We start from the raw sequence: 17,746 nt of genomic DNA, 5'->3' as shown, positions 1-17,746 counted from the left end.
AGGCCCTCTCTCCGTACCTCTGGGCAAGCTGACAGCCGGCGGTGCGAACGAGGGATGGCCATGGGCAGGGCGCGCGTCTCCACACCAGAGTTGGTCGCCGGACGGTACCGCCTTCTCGAGGTCGTCCACCGTGAGACGAACCGTGTCTGCTGGTCCGGTCAGGACGCCGGGACGGGGCGCCCGTACCTGGTCACGCGGGTCGGGCTCCCGCAGGAGCAGCCCGGTGCGCACGCGCGCCGGACCGCCGGCCGGGTGGTCCGCACCTGCGAGACCGTGCAGTCGCTGTGCCCCGGCCGGATCGCCGAGGTGGTCGACGCGGTGGTGGCGGACGGCGCCCTGTGGACGGTGACCGAATGGGTCGGCGGCGTACCGCTCGGCGAACTCCTGGACCGGCAGGGCACGTTCGGCTATGTGCGGGCCGCGCGCATCGGCCTGGAGCTGCTGGACGTGCTGGAGGCGGCGCACGACCAGGGTGTCGTGCACGGCGAGCTGAGCCCGGGGCAGGTGTTCGTGGGCGAGGAGGGCTCCGTCGTCGTCACCGGCTTCGGACTGGCCGGTGCCACCCTCGCCGCACGGCTCACCGCCCCCTCGTACGCCTCTCCCGAGCAGGCACGCGACGAGCGGATCGGGCCGGCGGCCGATCTCTGGACGCTGGGCGCGCTCCTCTACACGATGGCCGAGGGCCGTCCGCCGTTCCGTGACCGGGGCCGGCCCGAGACGACGCTGAAGGGTGTGGACCGGCTGCCGCTGCGCACACCGGTGCGCGCCGGTCCGCTCACGCAGGCCGTGCGGGGGCTGTTGCGCAAGGACTCCCGGGAGCGGCTGAGCCGCCCCGTGGTCCGCGAGGCCCTCACCCGGGTGCTGACGGAGGGCGCCGACGCCCCCGTGCGCGAGGTGCCCCACCCCCGGCTGCGCGGCGCTCGCGCCGCCGCCCGGCACGTGAGCCGCGAGTGGAGCCGGCGGACGACGGCCGCCGGGGCAGTCCTGGCCGTCGTCGCGGTCACGGTCGCCGTCCTCGCCGTCCTCGCCGTCACCCACGGTCTGCCCGGCACGGGCGGCGAATCCGCCACCGGCACCCGGGACCGCCCCTCGGCCCCCACCACCACCCCGTCCCGCGACGCCACCGCTCCCTCCTCCCCCTCACCCCCGCCCAGTACGACCCCGCCGCCGCCGTCGGGCAACGCCGTGCCGGCCGGCTTCCGCCGCCACGAGGCTCCGGAGGGCTTCTCCGTCGCCCTCCCCGAGGGCTGGCGGCGGCTGGACACCTCGCGGGTGCCGGACGGGGCGTACCGGGTCGTCTTCGGCGCGTCCGACGATCCCCGGACCCTCGCGGTCACCTACAGCGAGCGCGCGGGTACGGACCCCGTGACGGTCTGGCGCGACGACGTCGAGCCCGGTCTGCAACGGTCGGGCGAGTACCGGCGGATCGGCGAGATCCACGCGACGACGTACCGGGGACGCGAGGCGGCCGACATGCAGTGGGTCGCCGGGGACGGCGGCACCCGGTCGCGCACCTTCGGCCGTGGCTTCCTCCTGGGCGACGGACGCAGCTTCTCGCTGCGCTGGACCACTCCGGCCGCCGACTGGGACGACACCGCGAACGAGCGGGCGCTCGCCGCCCTTCTGAAGACGTTCCGGGAGGCCCCGGAGTGACCGTCGTGGCACCGCGCTCGCGCCGTCCACGCGCCCTCCACGCTCTGAGTTCCGCTCTGAATTCCGCTCTGAATCGCGCTCTGTTTCGCTCCGTTTTCCGTCCGCCCGGACGGGGACTCGTCCGTTATGGTGCAAATCGGATACACGATGATGACCGAGCAGGCCGGCCCCCGTGATCTCGTCGGCCATCTGGTGCGGGCCGAGGAGGTCGGGTTCGACTTCTCGGTGACCTCGGACCACTACTTCCCGTGGCTGCGCTCGCAGGGCCACTCCCCGTACGCGTGGAGCGTGCTGGGCGCCGCCGCGCAGGCGACCTCCCGCATCCCGCTGATGACGTACGTGACGTGTCCGACGTTCCGCTACCACCCCGCGGTGGTGGCGCAGAAGGCGGCGACGCTGCAGTTGCTGTCCGAGGGCCGGTTCCGGCTGGGGCTCGGCTCGGGCGAGAACCTCAACGAGCACGTGGTGGGAGGCGGCTGGCCCGCCGTGGACGTGCGGCACGAGATGCTCCAGGAGGCCGTGGAGATCATCCGGGCACTGTTCGAGGGCGGCCATGTGAACCATCGCGGCGCCCACTTCGACGTGGAGTCGGCCCGGCTGTGGGACCTGCCGGACAGCGCGCCGCCCATCGGGATCGCCGTCTCCGGGGAGCGTTCCTGCGCACTCGCGGGCGAGCACGCCGACCTGGTGATCGCCACCGAGCCCAAGCCGCGGCTGCTCGAGGCCTTCGACCGGCACGGCGGCGAGGGAAAGCCGCGCGTCGGGCAGCTGCCGGTCTCCTACGACCCCGACCGGAACACGGCGGTCAAGCGCGCGCACGACCAGTTCCGCTGGTTCGGCAGCGGCTGGAAGGTCAACTCCGAACTTCCGCACCCGGACTCCTTCGACGCGGCCACCCAGTTCGTGACACCCGACGACGTCGCCGAGTCGATTCCCTGCGGCGACGACCCGGACGCCTTCGTGGAGGCCGTACGCCCGTACGCGGAGGCCGGGTTCACCGAGGTCGCCCTGGTGCAGATCGGCGGCGAGTCGCAACCGGCCTTCCTGGACTGGTCGGAGAAGACGCTGCTGCCCGCGCTGCGCGAGGCGCTGGGCGGATCCTGAGCTCCGGGCCGAAACCCGGACGCGGGCGAATCACCCGTCTGCGTGAGCATCTTGCGGACGGGCGGGGTACTAGAGGGCTCTACGTCCGTTCCCCTGGAGGTCCTGTCGTGAACACCGTCGTGCACAAGACCCTGGTGGTGCAGCTCCAGGCGGGCGACGCCGACCGTTTCCCGGTGCTCGCCCACCTCGGCTACGACGCCGCGGACCCGTTCGCGCTCACCATGGTGTTCAGCCATGACGGCCGCGTGCTCGCCCGCTGGACGCTGGACAGGGAGATGGTGGGCGACGGACTCACCCGCCCGGTCGGCGTGGGCGACGTCCGGATGCGTCCCGAGTCGCGGGGCCTGTGGGACGAACTGCGCATCGAGCTGCTGGGCGACGCCCGGCCCGAGGGGGACCGCCACCACGCCGTGGTGTTCGTGTGGGCGGCGGCCGTGGAGGCCTTCCTGCGCGAGACGCACGCCATGGTCCGGCCGGGGAAGGAGCGGGTGCGCGTCGACGACTTCCTCGCCGAGCTCATGGCCGAGGGCTGACCTTCGCGCGACCGGTCTCAGCGGGACGTGTAGCGGTGCCGGGTCCACAGCGGGATCCCGAACCAGCACAGCAGGTACCAGAGCACCACGCCGGCGACGAGGTAGGGCACGAAGCCGTCGTCCGTCGCCACGCGGAGGATCAGCAGCAGCGAGGCCGCCATCGTGGCGAGCAACAGCACCAGGCCGAGCAGGGTCAGCCGGGAGGCCCACCGCACGGCCTGCGGTTTCACGCGCCTCCCGGAGACGATGCGGTGCAGGGACACCGGCCCGATCAGCGCCCCGGTCGTCACGGCGCCGAGGACGACCGTCACGAGGTAGATCGTCTGGTCCGTGTCCGAGAGATCGTCGTACTTGGGGGTGAACACCACGGTCAGCAGGAAGGCGAACAGGATCTGCACGCCCATCTGCGCGACGCGGACCTCCTGGATCAGCTCCGTCCACATCCGGTCCGCCCGCTCCTCCTCGCTCTCGTTGCGTCCCCTGCGTCGGCCCGAGCCGTTGCCGTCCGCCGTGTCCGAGTCCGTCACTGTTCCTCCCGGTTGCCGCGGCCTGCGTCCTCTTCCCTCTTCCCGCCTTCCCCGTGCTCAGGCGCCGTGCCGAGGCCGGGGCGCCCTGTTTGAGTGATCGGGGGACGGTTACACGGGCCGGGACCGACGCAGGCCCAGGAGGAAGGCGAAGGATGTCCGACACTCAGCTCACCGTGACACTCAGCGGTGGCGGCATCGACGACGCGCGGGCGATCGTCCGCGCACTGGAGGGTGTCTTCGGCGCACCCGACGGCCTCCCGGCCGACGAGCAGGCGACGGTGCGCACCGCGACCTTCGACTCCCCGGCGGCCCCGGAGGCGTCCTCGGCACCGGGTGAGGCGGGTGCCCCGCTGTCCGCGCCGGTGACGGTCACCGTTCAGGGCACGCCGCAGGCCGTCGAGGCGGCGAGCGAGACGTTGTCCCACGCCTTCAGCACACGGAACGAGGGAGCGGCCTCCGGCGACCAGGAGCGGGAACGGCAGCTGCTCCTGGTGCCGTGAGGCCGGTGACCGACTACCGGGTACCGGCTACCAGCGGCCCTCGACCTGGTCCTTGACACGGCGGTCGTAGAGGTCGCGGATCGCCGAGAGCGTGTCCTCGGACAGCTCCGGCAGCCGGGCGGCGTCCGTGTTGGCGCGGGCCTGCTCGGGCGTACGGGCACCAGGGATCACGGTGGTCACGCCGGGCTGCTGGATGATCCAGCGCAGCGCCAGCTGGGCCGGGGTGTATCCCTCGGGGGCGAGCGCGGCGAACTCCGCGGCGGCTTCCACGCCCGTGGCGAAGTCGACGCCCGAGAAGGTCTCGCCCTGGTCGAAGGCCTCGCCGTGCCGGTTGAAGTTCCGGTGGTCGTTCGCGGCGAAGACCGTGTCCCGGGTGTACTTGCCGGACAGCAGGCCGGAGGCCAGCGGCACCCGGGCGATGATGCCGACGCCCGCCTCCCGGGCGGCCGGGAGGACCTCGCGCAGGGGCTTCATCCGGAACGGGTTGAGGATGATCTGGACGCTGGCCACGTTCGGCCGGGCGATCGCGGCCAGGGCCTCCTCGCAGGTCTCCACGCTGACGCCGTACGCGGCCACGCGCTCCTCCGCGACCAGGGTGTCCAGGGCGTCGAACACCTCGTCGGTGGAGTAGACGGAGGTCGGCGGGCAGTGCAGCTGCACCAGGTCGACGACGTCGACGCCGAGGTTGCGGCGGGAGCGGTCGTTCCACTCCCGGAAGTTGTCGAGGACGTAGTTCTGCGGGATCTGCTCGACCCGGCGGCCCATCTTGGTGGCGACCAGCACGTGCAGGTCGGGCCTGCCGCGCAGGAAGGTGGCGATGGTCTCCTCGCTGCGTCCGTCGCCGTAGACGTCCGCCGTGTCGAAGAAGGTCACCCCCGACTCGGCCGCCGCCTCCAGCACCGCGAGGGCTTCCTTGTCGTCCACGTCTCCCCAGTCGGCGCCCAGTTGCCAGGTGCCGAGGCCGACCACCGATGCGTGCTGATCCGACCTGTCGAATGTGCGCTCGTCCATGCCGCCAGTCTGTCATCCGGAGTGATCCCGCACCGCGCCGGGAGTGCTCGGTCACGTCCCGCTACTCGCGGGCGGCCAGGTTCCGTGCCTGCGCCGTCCGCGCCACCCGCGGTCCCAGCCAGCGTTTGAGCCGGCGCAGCGCCTCCAGCTGTCCGGCCGCCCGGTCGAGCCGGTAGTAGAGACGGGGCGGGACATACGGCAGCAGGGGCGAGTGGCGCTGGCCGAGCAGGGCGAACATCCGCTCCGGGGGCAGGTGGATGTAGCGGGGCAGGTTCTCGTACCACTGTGCGCTGTGGCGGGCCGCGCTCTGCACCGGCAGCAGGGCCGCCCTGCGTTCGCGTTCGTAGTGGGCGAGGGCCTCCGGGAGGGTCGCCCTCTCGCGCAGGGCCGCGGACAGGGCCATGGCGTCCTCCAGCGCGAGGGTGGTGCCGGCGCCGATGGAGTAGTGCGTGGTGTGGGCGGCGTCGCCGAGCAGGACGAGGTTGTCCCGGGACCAGGTGCGGTTGGTGAGGGTGCGGAAGGTCTGCCACGGGGCGCGGGCGCCGGGCGCGGACCGGCCGGTGAGCGGGTGGCCGTCCAGGACGTCGGCGAAGAGCTTCTCCAGCAGGATCAGCCCTTCGGCCTCGTCGGCCCGGTCCAGGCCCAGGCCGGTCCACGTCTCGGGCGCGCACTCGACGACGCAGGTGCTGCCCTCGGGGCCGTAGCCGTAGCCGTACGCCCAGATCCAGCCGTGGCGGGTCTCGACGAAGGCGAAGGTGAAGGCGTCGAAGACCTTGGTGGTGCCGAGCCAGACGTAGGGGTCGCGCCCGGCGCGGATGTCGGTCCCGAAGTGACCGGCGTGGCGGGTGCGCAGGGCGCTGCCCACCCCGTCGGCCGCCACGACGAGGTCGGCGGCGGGCGGGGCGTCGCCGGTGATCTCGCACTCGAACTCCAGGCGCACACCGAGGGAGCGGGCGCGGGCGGCGAGGATCTCCAGGAGCCGGTGGCGGCCGATGCCGAAGCCCTCGTCGCCGTGGTGCCGGGTGGACCGGTCGCCCACGTGGGCGACACCGTCCCGCCAGCGCACCGAGTTCTCCTCGACGGCGCGCGCGGACTCGGGGTCGTGTTCCTGGAGCCGGTCGAGCAGCCCGCGCCAGTAGGTGACGCCCCAGCCGTAGGTGGAGCCCTCCGGGTCGCGTTCGTGGACGGTGATGTCGTGGGAGGGGTCCCGCAGTTTGAGCAGGATCGACAGATACAGTCCGGCGGGCCCGCCGCCGACACAAGCGACCTTCACACACACCCCTGGTATGCACTCATTACGGTCATCGCGGTCATTCGGGAACGCACAGTAACAAGTGAGGGGGTGCGGACCGGCGCTACGCGGCCGGGGGACGGCGTGGGTTATCCGGCCGCCGCCGTGCGGCACTCCGGGTGGCCCCAGCCCTGGTCGTTCTTGGCGATGGACTCCCCCGCCGCGTACGAGCGGCCGCACAGGCAGCGACCCGGGAACTTCGCCTTGATGGTGCGCGCCGACGAGCCGCCGCTCTTGCGGGCCGCGCCCGGTCCCCGGCGCGGTGCCTTGCGGGCCGCCGGGACGTCCGGCGACGGCGGCGGCTCCGGTGAGCCGAGGCCGCTGCCCGCGGGCTCCTGGACCACGGCGGCCTGGCTGGCGGCACGGTCGGCGAAGTCGTTGAGCCGGTCGCCGTCGACCTGGTGGGCGGGCACGTAGCGGAACTCGACCGAGCGGCCGTCGAGCAGCTCGTCGATCCGTACGACCAGCTCCTGGTTGGCGACCGGCTTGCCGGCGGCCGTCTTCCAGCCGTTGCGCTTCCAGCCGGGCAGCCAGGTGGTGACGGCCTTCATGGCGTACTGCGAGTCCATCCGGACCTCGAGCGGTACGCCGGGGTCGGTCGATGCCAGCAGGCGCTCCAGCGCCGTGAGTTCGGCGATGTTGTTGGTGGCCTTGCCGAGCGGGCCCGCCTCCCAGCGGACCGGGCTCTGAGAGGCGTCGGCGACCACCCAGGCCCAGCCGGCCGGACCCGGGTTTCCCTTCGAAGCCCCGTCGCACGCGGCCACAACACGTTCACGCATGCGCCCGATCATGCCATGGCCCGGCGGGGTGTCCGGACGGGGCTCAGGAGACGTCCGTGACCTTCGGCACCTCCCCCTCGGGTCGTCGTGAGGTCACTCCCCGGCGTACGCCTTCTCCAGCGCGGCGATGTCGAGCTTGCGCATCGCCATCATGGCCTGGTTGGCGCGCGCCGCCTTCGCGGGATCCGGGTCGCGGAACATCTCCTCGAGCCGGCCCGGGACGACCTGCCACGACACTCCGAACCTGTCCTTCACCCAGCCGCAGGGGCCCTCCTCGCCGCCGCCCTCGGTGAGCCTGGTCCAGTAGTGGTCGACCTCCTCCTGGTTCTCACAGGTGATCTGGAAGGAGATCGCCTCGTTGAACCTGAACTCCGGGCCGCCGTTGAGGGCGACGAACTTCTGGCCGTTGGCCGTGAAGTCGACGGTGAGCACGGTGCCGGCGGGCTGGTGCGCTCCCTCCGGGTAGCGGGTGACGGGGCCGACGCCGGAGTTCTTGAAGAGGGAGACGTAGAAGTGCGCGGCCTCCTCCGCCCGGCCGTCGAACCACAGACACGTGGTGAATCCGTCGCTGCTCATGAGTACCTCCTGGTGTGGAACACGCTCACCACTGTCGACCGGTGCGAGCGACGGAACTCATCGGCCGCACGGGATTCTTCTCGGACGGGCGCTCTGCCCCTGGCGAATCTGCCACGGGCAGAGAAATCCCCGCCGGTCACCGGGGCGGGCCGAGAGTGGAGGAACCGCGGCGCCACCGGCCGCGTACGACTCCCCCGACGACTCGACAAGGAGCGCCGATGTCTCCACTCATCGCCGGCCCGGCCACGCTGCCCCGGGCCCAGGAGGGCGACACCCCCGCGACCCGGTTCGACGACCATCTGGCCGCGCAGTTGCTCGCGCAGCGGATCGTGCTGCTGGGCACCCAGGTCGACGAGGTCTCCGCCAACCGGATCTGCGCCCAGCTGCTGATCCTCTCCGCCGAGGACCCGCGCACCGACATCAGCCTGTACATCAACAGCCCCGGCGGCTCGGTGCACGCGGGGCTCGCCATCTACGACACGATGCGGCTGATCCCGAACGACGTCTCGACGCTCGCCATGGGCTTCGCCGCCAGCATGGGGCAGTTCCTGCTGAGCGTCGGCGCGGCGGGCAAGCGCCACGCCCTGCCGAACGCGCGGGTCATGATGCACCAGCCGTCGGCGGGCATCGGCGGTACCACCGCCGACATCGAGATCCAGGCCGACAACCTGGAGTTCACCAAGCGGACCATCGAGCGGATCACCGCCGAGCACACCGGTCAGAGCCCGGAGACCATCTCCCGGGACGGTGACCGCGACCGCTGGTTCACGGCCGAGGAGGCCAAGGAGTACGGAATGGTGGACCAGGTCGTCCAGTCCCTCGCGGACGTGCGCCCGGCCGCCACCAGGCGACGGATGGGGCTGTGACATGGGGAGCTACACGATTCCGAACGTCGTCGAGCGGACTCCGCAGGGCGAGCGGTCCTACGACGTGTTCAGCCGGCTGCTGTCGGAGCGGATCATCTTCCTGGGCACCGAGATCGACGACGGCGTGGCCAACGTCGTCATCGCGCAGCTCCTCCATCTGGAGTCGTCGGCCCCGGAGAGCGAGATCGCGGTCTACATCAACTCCCCCGGCGGCTCGTTCACGTCGCTGATGGCGATCTACGACACGATGACCTTCGTACAGGCGCCGATCTCGACGTTCTGTGTCGGGCAGGCGGCGTCCACGGCGGCCGTGCTGCTGGCCGGCGGGGATCCTGGGCGGCGGTTCGTGCTGGAGCACGCGCGGGTCCTGCTCGGCCAGCCGGCCAGCGGCGGACGGCAGGGCACGGTCTCGGACCTGGCGCTCCAGGCCAAGGAGATGGTGCGGATCCGCTCCCAGGTCGAGGAGGTACTGGCCCGGCACACGCGGCACGACGTCGCGACGCTGCGCGCGGACATGGACCGCGACAAGGTGTTCACCGCCGAGGAGGCCGTGGCGTACGGGCTGGCCGACGAGGTGCTCAGCCGGCGCCTGGTGGGGGTGTGAGAGGCCGGGCCGGCGTCCCGCGGTCCGCGGGGCGCCGGCCCGTGCGGACGGTCAGGCGGCCAGGCACATCCCGTCGTGGTGGGCGCCGGTCGTACCGCGGCTCCGGCCGGCTCCGGTGTGCCGCGAGGTGAGGCGGACCAGCTCTCCCTGGGCCCGCGCCAACAGGTCGCCCAGGCCCAGGCCGAGGGCCCCCGCGGCGGCGGCCAGCACCTCCGACGACGCCTCCTTGCGGCCGCGTTCCACCTCCGACAGATACGGCATGGAGATCCGGGCGGTTTCCGCCACCTCCTTCAGGGTGCGTTCCTGCTCGAGGCGTTCACGGCGCAGGACGTCACCGACCAGATCGCGCCACAGTGGCTCCCTGAAGGTGGGCGACCTCCGTTCCGGGGGGACCGGCGAGGCGGCGGGGCGGGCTCCCGGGCGAGCGGCCCGCGGACGCGGACGCGGCTGCGGGCGCAGGGGGATGACTCGGGCTTCGTTCGGCACGTGGCTGGTCACCTTCCCAGCCTAGGAGTCCCGCCGCACGACGGAAGGGGCCGGCGTTCCGCCCAGAGGGAAACACGAGGAGTTCGCGGCGTGCCGCCCGCCGCGCACGGGACTACGCTGAGAGGTGACAGATCACCCCGCGAAGACGCAGCGGCACGATTTCCGCCACCCGTGAGAACGGGAGGCATGTGCCGCCGCGACCCGGGTACCCGCCAGCGGGAAGAACCTAGGGAGACGTCGAACCGTGACTTTCGTGGGAGAGGTAATGGAGAGCGCCGTGATCCGGCCGGGTGCGCAGGTCGTCGAGGAGACCGCCCGGAGCAGGACGGATGCCGGATCGCTGTTGGGTGCCGTGGACCCCCGCACCGTGGCTCCGCGTGACGCGCGGCAGCTGTCCCGCCAGTTCTTCCAGCGTCTGACGGAACTCGAAGAGGGCACGTACGAGTACCAGTACGCGCGGAACACTCTGATCGAGATGAACATGTCGCTGGTGCGGTTCGCCGCCGGCCGTTTCCGCGGTCGCGGGGACGACATGGAGGACGTCGTCCAGACCGGCATGATCGGCCTGATCAAGGCCATCGACCGGTTCGAGCTGTCGCGCGAGGTCGAGTTCACGTCCTTCGCGCTGCCGTACATCGTCGGCGAGATCAAGCGCTTCTTCCGTGACACCACCTGGGCCGTGCACGTGCCGCGGCGGCTCCAGGAGTTGCGGGTGGAGCTGGCCAAGGCACGCGAGGAGCTCTCCTCCCGCCTGGACCGCGAGCCCACCGTCGCCGAACTCGCCACGCTGATGAACATCAGCGAGAACGAGGTGGTCGAGGGCCAGATCGCGTCCAACGGCTACAACTCCTCTTCGCTGGACGCGGCGCTGACCGGTGACGGGCCCGAGAACGGGGAGTCGGTGCTGGCCGACTTCATCGGTGTGGAGGAGGACGGGCTGCGGCTCGTCGAGGACTTCCACTCGCTCGCCCCGCTGATGGCCGAGCTCAGTGAGCGCGACCGGCAGATCATTCACATGCGCTTCGTGGAGGAGGCCACCCAGGCGGAGATCGGCGAGCGGCTCGGCTGCTCGCAGATGCACGTGTCCCGGCTGATCAAGCGGATCATCGGCCGGCTGCGCGAGGGCATGCTGGGCGAGCTGGGCTGCGCCTGACCGACGGCGCACGGCGGGAAGACGGGTGTCGGCGCGCGCGGAGGTCGCCGCTCGGATCGAGGCCGCTCGGTTCGAGGAGGAGACCGCCGCTGGGACAGCTCAGCGGTGGGGCGGCACGGTCACGCTTCGGTGAGGGGCACCACCGCGCGCACCCGCTTGCCGACCGGTACCCGCTCGACCACGACCGCCTTGGCCAGAGCGTGGACGATCTCCAGGCCGTGCCCGCCGACGCGTTCGGGGTCGCGGGGGAAACGCTGGGGCGCCGCACCACTGCTGTCGTAGACGGTCACCGCCACCGAGGCGCCCGTGCCCTCCAGCTCCAGGATGTACGGCCCCTTGCTGTGGCGGTCGGCGTTGGTGATCAGCTCGCTCACCACCAGCAGTACCGCGCCGTCGGCGCGCCCGCCGATCGTGGCGCACCACTCGGTCCTCAACTGATCGAGGAAGAGCGAGGCGAAGGAACGCGCCTGCGCTATGCATCCCGGCTCACCGGAGTAGTGTGCCGCCCGCCTCAGCGGTTCAACGGGTACGTCGAAACCAGTCGGTATCACTGCCCCGTCCAGGTATTCGGTCATGCGTTTCTCTCTCGGAAGCCGGACTGGCCGGACGCTGCTGCACCTGTCCTCGTACCCCGAGCCCGGCCATGCAGTCCCCGTTGTCTCGTACTGCGGGCATCGTCACAGTGGCGCGGGGAACCCGAGGGGGCGGGAAGGGTGTGCGATGAACGAACTGATGGCCGCGCGAAGCCTCACCACCCGGCCGGTGGTCACCCTCGGCGGCGACGCCGTCGCCCTCGTCAAGGACACCGTATGCGACGCCGCCGCGGGCCGGATCACCGGTTTCACTCTGAGCGGACGGCGCCTGCTGTCCGGCCCGCCGAAGGAGAGTCTGCCCTGGTCGGCCGTGTACGCGCTGGGCCACGACGCGGTGATGATCCGCGACCGGCGGGGCCTGGTGAGCGCCGCGGCCATGATGGCGCACCAGCGGACCCTGCGGGCCCGGGTGCTGGGGGCGAGGGTGCTGACGGAGTCGGGTACCGAGATCGGCACGGTGCTCGACGTCGTGGTGGAGGGCGGCACGGACGGGCGGATCGTCGGCTTCCGGGTGGCGGCGAGCAGACGGTTCGCGCCGGGTCCGGGCCGGCGGCACCGCCGGGTGTACGTGCCGCGCTGCGGGACGGTCACGGTCTCCGGCCGGTCCCTGGTGCTGCCCGAGGACGCCGCCCGGCGCGTCGCCGACGACCTGCCGGGTCTCACCGCCCTGGTCGGTGGCGTCCCCGGTCCCTGGAAGGGCTCGCTGCCGTGATGCTGTTCAGCGAGGTGCGGGGACTGCCGGTGGTGCCGCCGGCCGGGGCCGGGCCGATCGGCACCGTGACGTCCCTGACCGTCGACGTCGCGTCCGGCGTGGTGAGCCATGTGCGGCTGCGAGGCAGCCGTCTCCGTAGGGAGAGCGTGCTGCCCTGGGACTCGGTGCACGCGGTCGGCCCGGGCGCCGTCCGGGTCCGTTCCGCCGCCGCCCCGCACACCGTTCCGCCCCACCACGACCTGCTGGGCCGCCGGGTACTGACCGAGGCGGGCACCGCCCACGGCACGGTGCTGGACGTGGCGTTCGACCCGGAGACCGGCCGGGTCCTCGCCGTCCTCACGACGCGCGGCGAGGTGCCGCCCGACCGGCTGCTGGGGCTGGGCGACAACGCCCTCGTCGTCCGGGCGGGCTGAGCCACCGGGACCGGCTCCGACGGAGGCCGGGCGCGCCGGTGCCCCGGTCGCGTGTTCCCGGCGGGCTCTCCTCACGGACAGCCCGCCGGGGCAGGCCACGAACCGAGGCCCGAGCCGCCCTCGGGCCGGCGCGCGCAGAAGCTGCCCGTGCCGGCCCTCGGCCCGGCTCGCACGGTGCTGCCGTACTCCGGCCGACGCGGACGGCCCTGTCACCGGGCGGGCCCGGCGGGTGCTGCTTAGCGTGGCAGCGTGAGCTCGCGAACCCCCTCCGGCCCTTCCGGCCGGGCAGTCGCCCGGCACGGCTGGGTCCAGGCCCTGGCCACGGTGCTGGCCGGGCTGGTCGCCATGGGAGCCGTGGCCGCGCTCGGACTGTGGGCGGCCGGGGCGGCGGACCTGCCCGACAACGCCTTCCCCCGGGTCGTCACCGCGACCGTGGTGACCGCCGTGGGCGGCGCGCTGGAGCTGTCCGGCGACGCCGGCGAGTTCGCCGACAGCGACGCGGGGCTGACCGTGATCCCGCTGTCCGTCACGCTGACCGGTGCCCTGGTGATCGCCCGGGGGTTTCTGCGGCCACTGCGCCACCGGGCGGTGGCCGGCGCCCCGGAGCTGGCCGGCTGGGCCGGGCGGATCGCGGTCCTGTGGCTGCTCGCCCTCCTCGGGCTGTCCTTCGCCGCCCGCCAGACCTTCGAGGTCTCCCTCGGGGAAGGCGTGCTGAGCGACCTCGGCGACCTGTTCGGCGTCACCCCGAGGGTCGGCTTCACCACGGACGTGCCGCTGACCGTCCTCTTCGGCCTGCTGTGGCTGGCGGGCGTGCTCGTGCTGGCCCTGCTGGTCTCGCGCGGGGCGCCGCTGCCCGGGCGGCTCCTGCGCCCGCAGACGTCGGTGCGGCCGGCGGCGTACGCGATGGTCGCGCTGCTGCTCGCCTATGTCGTCGTCGGCGCCGTCGTCGCGCTGGTCGTCGCCGGAACGCGGGGACATCCCGCGGACACCTTCGCCGTGCTGCTGCTCGGGCTGCCGAACCTGGCGTGGCTCGCGCTCACGATCGGTCTCGGCGCCTCCTGGGACGGGCGGGTGGAGGGGCCCTTCGGGCTGCCGATGCCGCATGTGCTCGACGAGGTGCTGCGCACGCCGGACGTCTCGACCCTGGACCTGGGGACGCTCACCGAGCACGACGGGCGGTGGTGGTGGCTCCTGGCCGTCGCGGCGGTCCTGGTCCTGGCGGCCGGGTTCGTGCTCGCGTCCCGCTCTCCGGCCGGGACCCCGGCCTGGCTGCATGCCGTGCGCCTGGGCGTGGCGTTGGCACTCACGGTCCTCATGATCGGCCTGGTCGGCCGGATCTCCGCGCACTACGGCCTGTCGGTGCTCGGCATCGGCGACCTGGGCGGTGGGCTGTCCGGGCAGGTGTTCCTGCGGCCGCGCCTGCGCGGTGCCGTCGGTCTCGCCCTGTTGTGGGGGCTGGTCGCCGGGTTCCTCGGCGCCCTGCTCGCTCGGTGGGCGGGCCGGCGGGGCGGCCGGGCCCCGGCGGGTCCCTAGGGCTGCACGGCAGACGCCCGTGCGGCGCGCCGGCAGACACTCGGAGAACACACCGCAGACACTCGGGTGACGCGCCGGCAGGTGTTCCGGCGGTTCAGGCGACGGGGACGACGAGGGGCGGGGAGGCCCGCTGCATGCGCAGCGCGTCCACGGACTCGGCCATCAGTTCGTACTCGGTGGTGTCGTCGCTGGTGGCGATCCGCACCAGGCGCCCCGCCGCCAACTCGTCGGCGACCATTTCCTGCTGGACGTCGTCGGCGCACCAGGTGCGCAGGACGCGCGGTACGTCGGGGGCGTCGTCGGCGACCGGTGTCAGGGCGCCGCGCGGTAAGTGCGGGGTGTCGGGCTGCGGATCCAGCCGCTCGGCCATCCAGGAGGCGCGGTCGCGCAGCCACCACAGGGCGAGGGCGAGGGTGGGAGCCCGGTAGGTGCCCAGAGGTACGCCGATACGCCGGCCGTCGCAGACGCCGTAGGCGGTGACATGGCACAGGAACTCGTCGTGCACTGCTCCCCTCCCCCGTCGCCCGGCCCGCCTGCCGGTCGGGCATGACGTCCGTGCGGCGCGTGTGCTGTGCGTGAGGACGCTGTCGCATGGTGTGAGACGTCCTAGAGGTGAGTATGTTCACTACTGAACCACTGTCACCATGAATTTCCGGCCAGTCTCCTGGCATATTCACGGCCGTTGGTGGCCGAAACCCTGCGGCTCGCGGCCCCGTTGTCAGCACTCCGAGGTGCGCCGTCTCCACGCTTTCGGGTGCGCCTCCTTCGCGCCCCGGTTCCGGCGTCATGACCTCTGGGGTAATCGACGCCGCCGACGGGTCCGGGCATGGTTGCGGTACCGGGTCGCCGCGACCGGGACCCGGTCCCTGACCAGCGCGTACCACTTCGACGGAGGCTGATCGCCATGTCCGCACCCACCCGCCGCTACGACGATGCCGTCGCCCGCTACTTCGAGGCCTGGAACGCAGGACCGGACGCCCGGGCCAAGGCGGTTGCCGCGGCCTGGACCAATGACGGCGGCTACACCGATCCCCTCGCCGACGTCCGCGGCCACGAGCAGATCTCCGCCGTGATCGCGGCGACGCACGAGCAGTTCCCCGGCTTCGTCTTCCGGCTGTCGGGTGCCGTGGACGGGCACCACGACACGGCGCGCTTCTCCTGGGAGCTGGTGAGCGAGGCCGACGGCACCGCGCCCGTGGCCGGATCCGACGTGGTCACGCTGGACGCCGAGGGACGGATCCGGGCCGTGTACGGCTTCCTGGACCGGGTGCCCGAGGGGGCGTGACGGTCCGCCGGGCATTCCGTCCTCGGCTCGCCCTCCGACGCCTCGCGAACGCCGACGATCCCGGAGGGGCGGACCGCCTCCGGGATCGTCCGGGCGCGTACTACCGGTTGACGATCTTGTCGATCCGGGTCAGTTCGTCGGAGCCGAAGTCGAGGTTCCCGATGGCCGACACGCTGTCCTCCAGCTGCTTCGGGCTGCTCGCGCCGACCAGGGCGGAGGTCACCCGGCCTTCGCGCAGCACCCACGCCAGCGCCATCTGGGCCAGCGACTGGCCGCGGGACTTCGCGATCTCGTCCAGGTCGCGCAGCTTGCCCACCAGTTCCTCGGTGACCGCGTCGGAGTTCAGGAAGGGGCTGTCGCTCGCGGCGCGCGAGTCCTCCGGGGTGCCGTCGAGGTAGCGGCCGGTCAGCAGGCCCTGCTCCAGCGGGGAGTAGGCGATGGAGCCGACCCGGAGCTCGTCGAGGGTGTCCAGGAGGCCGCTGGTCTCGGGGCGGCGGTCGAGCATGGAGTAGCGCGGCTGGTGGATCAGCAGCGGGGTCCCCAGCTCGGCGAGGATGCGCGCGGCCTCGCGGGTCTGCTCCGGCGAGTAGTTGGAGACGCCGACGTACAGCGCCTTGCCCTGCCGCACCGCCGTGTGCAGGGCGCCCATCGTCTCCTCCAGGGGAGTCTCCGGGTCGGGGCGGTGCGAGTAGAAGACGTCGACGTAGTCCAGGCCCATGCGGGTCAGGCTCTGGTCGAGGGAGGACAGCAGGTACTTGCGCGAGCCCCACTCGCCGTACGGGCCGGGCCACATCAGATAGCCGGCCTTGGTGGAGATGACCAGTTCGTCGCGGTACGACGCGAAGTCGGCCTTCAGGGCCTCGCCGAGGGCGGACTCGGCGGAGCCGGGCGGCGGGCCGTAGTTGTTGGCGAGGTCGAAGTGGGTGACGCCGAGGTCGAAGGCGCGGCGCAGGATGGCGCGCTGGGTCTCGACAGGGCGGTCCGGGCCGAAGTTGTGCCACAGGCCGAGCGAGAGCGCGGGGAGCTTCAGGCCGCTGCGTCCGGTGCGCCGGTAGGGCATGTCCGCGTAGCGGTCGGGGTGTGCGGTGTACAACGCGACTCCAGAGGGGTTGGCACCCGGGGGTACGGGGCTTGGGCGGAACCGTGTCCCACTCTGTCGTGACCTGCGGGCAGTGGTCCAACAGAAGAATCCGATGGGATTGTGCGGCTACGCTTCTCAGTCATGGAACTGCGTCATCTCCAGCACTTCGTCGCGGTCGCCGAGGACCAGCACTTCACCCGCGCGGCGGAACGGCTGCTGGTCTCCCAGTCCGGCCTGTCGGCGTCCATCCGGGCGCTGGAGCGGGAGCTGCGGGCGCCGTTGTTCGTACGCACGACCCGCCGGGTGACGCTGACGGAGGCCGGGCGGGCCCTGCTGGGCGAGGCGGAGCGGATCCTCGCCCAGGTGCGTTCGGCGCACGAGGCGGTCGCCGCGGTGCAGGGCGTGCTGCGCGGCACGCTGTCGCTGGGCACCGAGCAGTGCATTGCCGGGGTACCGGTGGCCGGCCTGCTGGCCGCGTTCCGCAGGGAGCATCCGGACGTGGAGATCCGGTTGCGGCAGGCGGGCTCGGGCGAGCTGGCGGAGGAGGTCGCGGCCGGGCGGCTCGACCTGGCCTTCGCCTACCGGACGCAGGCGGACACGGACCAGCTGCGCTCGGTCTCGCTGGCCGGTGAGCCGATGACCGTCCTCTGTCATCCCGGCCACCGCCTCGCGACGGTCGGCGCGGTGCTGACCCCGCGCGATCTCGCCGACGAGGTCTTCGTCGACTTCCACCCGGACTGGGGCCCGCGCCGCGTCACCGACACCGCCTTCGCCGAGGCGGGCGTACGGCGGACCGTCGCGCTGGAGGTGAACGACGTACACGGTCTGCTCGACCTGCTCGACGAAAACCTCGGCATCGCGGTCGTGCCGCGCCATTTCCGGCACAAGCGGGCCTCCCTCACCTCACTGCCGCTGAAGGACACCGACGACACGGCGTACGAGACCATCGCGCTGCTGCCACCGGCCGAGGCCACCAGCCCTGCGGCGCGGGCACTGATGGGGCTGCTGGAAACGGGAAGCGCGTGAGGAAGGAGTGCGCGATGGTG

At 72.4% G+C, this 17,746-nt stretch carries 21 protein-coding genes; 12 read left to right on the top strand and 9 right to left on the bottom strand.

Going from position 1 to position 17,746, the window contains the following annotated elements; translation table 11 throughout:
* Positions 1-54: 54 nt before the first annotated feature.
* The 3 genes from QC283_RS17425 to QC283_RS17415 all read left to right on the top strand — a co-directional run bounded on the left by QC283_RS17425 (position 55) and on the right by QC283_RS17415 (position 3,290).
* The gene (locus tag QC283_RS17425; protein ID WP_279562453.1) at positions 55-1,653 is read left to right on the top strand and encodes a serine/threonine protein kinase; all 1,599 of its coding nucleotides are present in this window, start codon (positions 55-57) and stop codon (positions 1,651-1,653) included.
* A 126-nt stretch (positions 1,654-1,779) separates the two neighbouring features.
* Entirely contained in the window at positions 1,780-2,757 is a 978-nt protein-coding gene (locus QC283_RS17420; RefSeq protein WP_279562452.1) for an LLM class F420-dependent oxidoreductase, read from the top strand.
* A gap of 107 nt (positions 2,758-2,864) precedes the next feature.
* The gene (locus tag QC283_RS17415) at positions 2,865-3,290 is read left to right on the top strand and encodes an SsgA family sporulation/cell division regulator (protein WP_279562451.1); all 426 of its coding nucleotides are present in this window, start codon (positions 2,865-2,867) and stop codon (positions 3,288-3,290) included.
* 17 nt (positions 3,291-3,307) lie between these two features.
* Here QC283_RS17415 and QC283_RS17410 read toward each other — a convergent pair whose 3' ends face one another.
* On the bottom strand, positions 3,308-3,817 hold the full coding sequence (locus QC283_RS17410) for a DUF6328 family protein (RefSeq protein ID WP_279562450.1): 510 nt from the start codon (positions 3,815-3,817) through the stop codon (positions 3,308-3,310).
* A 152-nt stretch (positions 3,818-3,969) separates the two neighbouring features.
* On the opposite strand from QC283_RS17410, the gene QC283_RS17405 reads away from it, so the two are divergent.
* Positions 3,970-4,317 carry a hypothetical protein gene (locus tag QC283_RS17405; protein ID WP_279562449.1) on the top strand — a complete coding sequence of 116 codons (348 nt, stop codon included), beginning with the start codon at positions 3,970-3,972 and terminating at the stop codon, positions 4,315-4,317.
* 27 nt (positions 4,318-4,344) lie between these two features.
* Here the strand turns inward: QC283_RS17405 and QC283_RS17400 are convergent, their stop codons facing one another.
* The 4 genes from QC283_RS17400 to QC283_RS17385 all read right to left on the bottom strand — a co-directional run bounded on the left by QC283_RS17400 (position 4,345) and on the right by QC283_RS17385 (position 7,974).
* A complete protein-coding gene (locus QC283_RS17400; protein WP_279562448.1) occupies positions 4,345-5,328 on the bottom strand; it encodes an aldo/keto reductase in 984 nt (327 codons plus the stop codon).
* A 61-nt stretch (positions 5,329-5,389) separates the two neighbouring features.
* Positions 5,390-6,607, bottom strand: a complete 1,218-nt coding sequence (locus QC283_RS17395; protein WP_443032622.1) for an FAD-dependent monooxygenase — start codon at positions 6,605-6,607, stop codon at positions 5,390-5,392.
* Positions 6,608-6,708: 101 nt separating this feature from the next.
* Positions 6,709-7,410, bottom strand: coding sequence for a ribonuclease H family protein (locus QC283_RS17390; protein ID WP_279562446.1), 702 nt, complete (start codon positions 7,408-7,410; stop codon positions 6,709-6,711).
* Positions 7,411-7,491: 81 nt separating this feature from the next.
* Positions 7,492-7,974 (bottom strand): VOC family protein, encoded by a 483-nt coding sequence (locus QC283_RS17385; protein ID WP_279562445.1) that lies wholly within the window; start codon positions 7,972-7,974, stop codon positions 7,492-7,494.
* 218 nt (positions 7,975-8,192) lie between these two features.
* On the opposite strand from QC283_RS17385, the gene QC283_RS17380 reads away from it, so the two are divergent.
* Both QC283_RS17380 and QC283_RS17375 read left to right on the top strand, forming a co-directional pair.
* Positions 8,193-8,840 (top strand): ATP-dependent Clp protease proteolytic subunit, encoded by a 648-nt coding sequence (locus QC283_RS17380; RefSeq protein WP_279562444.1) that lies wholly within the window; start codon positions 8,193-8,195, stop codon positions 8,838-8,840.
* 1 nt (position 8,841) lies between these two features.
* Positions 8,842-9,444, top strand: a complete 603-nt coding sequence (locus QC283_RS17375) for a ClpP family protease (protein ID WP_279562443.1) — start codon at positions 8,842-8,844, stop codon at positions 9,442-9,444.
* A 51-nt stretch (positions 9,445-9,495) separates the two neighbouring features.
* On the opposite strand, the gene QC283_RS17370 is transcribed toward QC283_RS17375, so the two are convergent.
* Positions 9,496-9,942: a helix-turn-helix domain-containing protein gene (locus tag QC283_RS17370; protein ID WP_279562442.1), complete on the bottom strand. Its 447-nt coding sequence runs from the start codon at positions 9,940-9,942 to the stop codon at positions 9,496-9,498.
* A 253-nt stretch (positions 9,943-10,195) separates the two neighbouring features.
* Here QC283_RS17370 and QC283_RS17365 point away from each other — a divergent pair, with 253 nt between their 5' ends.
* A complete protein-coding gene (locus tag QC283_RS17365) occupies positions 10,196-11,083 on the top strand; it encodes an RNA polymerase sigma factor SigF (RefSeq protein ID WP_279562542.1) in 888 nt (295 codons plus the stop codon).
* 119 nt (positions 11,084-11,202) lie between these two features.
* Here QC283_RS17365 and QC283_RS17360 read toward each other — a convergent pair whose 3' ends face one another.
* Positions 11,203-11,658 carry an ATP-binding protein gene (locus QC283_RS17360; protein ID WP_279562441.1) on the bottom strand — a complete coding sequence of 152 codons (456 nt, stop codon included), beginning with the start codon at positions 11,656-11,658 and terminating at the stop codon, positions 11,203-11,205.
* 145 nt (positions 11,659-11,803) lie between these two features.
* On the opposite strand from QC283_RS17360, the gene QC283_RS17355 reads away from it, so the two are divergent.
* The 3 genes from QC283_RS17355 to QC283_RS17345 all read left to right on the top strand — a co-directional run bounded on the left by QC283_RS17355 (position 11,804) and on the right by QC283_RS17345 (position 14,334).
* A complete protein-coding gene (locus QC283_RS17355; protein ID WP_279562440.1) occupies positions 11,804-12,388 on the top strand; it encodes a PRC-barrel domain-containing protein in 585 nt (194 codons plus the stop codon).
* Positions 12,385-12,801, top strand: a complete 417-nt coding sequence (locus QC283_RS17350) for a PRC-barrel domain-containing protein (RefSeq protein ID WP_279562439.1) — start codon at positions 12,385-12,387, stop codon at positions 12,799-12,801. The genes QC283_RS17355 and QC283_RS17350 overlap by 4 nt, the downstream gene beginning before the upstream one ends.
* A 249-nt stretch (positions 12,802-13,050) precedes the next feature.
* A complete protein-coding gene (locus QC283_RS17345; protein WP_279562438.1) occupies positions 13,051-14,334 on the top strand; it encodes a streptophobe family protein in 1,284 nt (427 codons plus the stop codon).
* 94 nt (positions 14,335-14,428) lie between these two features.
* Here the strand turns inward: QC283_RS17345 and QC283_RS17340 are convergent, their stop codons facing one another.
* A complete protein-coding gene (locus QC283_RS17340) occupies positions 14,429-14,839 on the bottom strand; it encodes a hypothetical protein (RefSeq protein ID WP_279562437.1) in 411 nt (136 codons plus the stop codon).
* Between the two features lie 399 nt (positions 14,840-15,238).
* Between QC283_RS17340 and QC283_RS17335 the strand changes: the two genes are divergently transcribed.
* Positions 15,239-15,619, top strand: coding sequence for a nuclear transport factor 2 family protein (locus QC283_RS17335; protein ID WP_279562436.1), 381 nt, complete (start codon positions 15,239-15,241; stop codon positions 15,617-15,619).
* Between the two features lie 100 nt (positions 15,620-15,719).
* Here the strand turns inward: QC283_RS17335 and mgrA are convergent, their stop codons facing one another.
* Positions 15,720-16,712 carry an L-glyceraldehyde 3-phosphate reductase gene (gene mgrA / locus QC283_RS17330; protein WP_279562435.1) on the bottom strand — a complete coding sequence of 331 codons (993 nt, stop codon included), beginning with the start codon at positions 16,710-16,712 and terminating at the stop codon, positions 15,720-15,722.
* Between the two features lie 129 nt (positions 16,713-16,841).
* On the opposite strand from mgrA, the gene QC283_RS17325 reads away from it, so the two are divergent.
* On the top strand, positions 16,842-17,726 hold the full coding sequence (locus QC283_RS17325) for a LysR substrate-binding domain-containing protein (protein ID WP_279562434.1): 885 nt from the start codon (positions 16,842-16,844) through the stop codon (positions 17,724-17,726).
* Positions 17,727-17,746 lie beyond the last annotated feature (20 nt).

Source organism: Streptomyces sp. DH41 (assembly GCF_029813785.1).
Taxonomy (GTDB): domain Bacteria; phylum Actinomycetota; class Actinomycetes; order Streptomycetales; family Streptomycetaceae; genus Streptomyces.
This window is presented reverse-complemented; position numbering and strand designations above follow the sequence as displayed.

Excerpts from the sequence above, each read along its gene's own strand:
- QC283_RS17365 (WP_279562542.1), top strand. The coding sequence starts at position 10,196 with ATGGAGAGCGCCGTGATCCGGCCGGGTGCGCAGGTCGTCGAGGAGACC.
- QC283_RS17360 (WP_279562441.1), bottom strand. The coding sequence starts at position 11,658 with ATGACCGAATACCTGGACGGGGCAGTGATACCGACTGGTTTCGACGTA.
- QC283_RS17375 (WP_279562443.1), top strand. The coding sequence starts at position 8,842 with ATGGGGAGCTACACGATTCCGAACGTCGTCGAGCGGACTCCGCAGGGC.
- QC283_RS17325 (WP_279562434.1), top strand. The coding sequence starts at position 16,842 with ATGGAACTGCGTCATCTCCAGCACTTCGTCGCGGTCGCCGAGGACCAG.
- QC283_RS17420 (WP_279562452.1), top strand. The coding sequence starts at position 1,780 with ATGGTGCAAATCGGATACACGATGATGACCGAGCAGGCCGGCCCCCGT.
- QC283_RS17380 (WP_279562444.1), top strand. The coding sequence starts at position 8,193 with ATGTCTCCACTCATCGCCGGCCCGGCCACGCTGCCCCGGGCCCAGGAG.
- QC283_RS17355 (WP_279562440.1), top strand. The coding sequence starts at position 11,804 with ATGAACGAACTGATGGCCGCGCGAAGCCTCACCACCCGGCCGGTGGTC.
- QC283_RS17385 (WP_279562445.1), bottom strand. The coding sequence starts at position 7,974 with ATGAGCAGCGACGGATTCACCACGTGTCTGTGGTTCGACGGCCGGGCG.
- QC283_RS17335 (WP_279562436.1), top strand. The coding sequence starts at position 15,239 with ATGTCCGCACCCACCCGCCGCTACGACGATGCCGTCGCCCGCTACTTC.
- QC283_RS17400 (WP_279562448.1), bottom strand. The coding sequence starts at position 5,328 with ATGGACGAGCGCACATTCGACAGGTCGGATCAGCACGCATCGGTGGTC.
- QC283_RS17390 (WP_279562446.1), bottom strand. The coding sequence starts at position 7,410 with ATGATCGGGCGCATGCGTGAACGTGTTGTGGCCGCGTGCGACGGGGCT.
- QC283_RS17425 (WP_279562453.1), top strand. The coding sequence starts at position 55 with ATGGCCATGGGCAGGGCGCGCGTCTCCACACCAGAGTTGGTCGCCGGA.
- QC283_RS17405 (WP_279562449.1), top strand. The coding sequence starts at position 3,970 with ATGTCCGACACTCAGCTCACCGTGACACTCAGCGGTGGCGGCATCGAC.